This is a genomic window from Roseibium sp. RKSG952 (genome assembly GCF_009711355.1).
Genome location: NZ_SMMF01000308.1, coordinates 1 through 548, shown reverse-complemented (window position 1 = coordinate 548; position 548 = coordinate 1). Strand labels below are relative to the sequence as shown.

The 548-nt window shown below is 55.7% G+C and carries 1 protein-coding gene; it reads right to left on the bottom strand.

Annotated features, from left to right (window positions below; translation table 11 throughout):
- Positions 1-548 (bottom strand): AMP-binding protein (locus E1297_RS00835; protein ID WP_155132707.1); only part of this gene is annotated, 548 nt, incomplete at both ends.

Here is a 548-nt window from a genome sequence, read left to right as displayed (position 1 = left end):
TGTTCCAAACTGGGGTACCGATCGGAACAGTGCTTTCGGTTCCGCTTACCTCATAGGCGGTTACATCAACAGCAGTTTCGGTCGGACCATACAGATTGCGCAGTACGGCCATACACCCGTTGGCTTCTGCAACTTGATGGAAACGGCGGCTTGCAAGCGCGGAAAGCGCTTCCCCGCTGGTAAATACCGCTCGAAGCCTGTCGAGGCTCTCAAGAAGCGTACCGCTTTCAAGAACATCCAGATAATGGTCAAACAGGCTCGGCACGAAGTGCAAAACACTCACAGCGTGGTCGCGCATCGCAGCACCAACAAGCTGAGCATCCCGGTGCGCTCCAGGCGCCAACATAACGACACATGCCCCGTGGCATCCCCACCAGAACAGCTCCCACACCGAGACGTCAAATGTATACGGCGTCTTTTGCAGGATCACATCACCTGTCCCAATCGCAACATCCGATTGCATCCAAGCCAAACGATTGCGTAATTCTCGCTGCCCCACCATCACCCCCTTCGGCCGACCAGTCGAGCCTGACGTGTAGATGATGTAG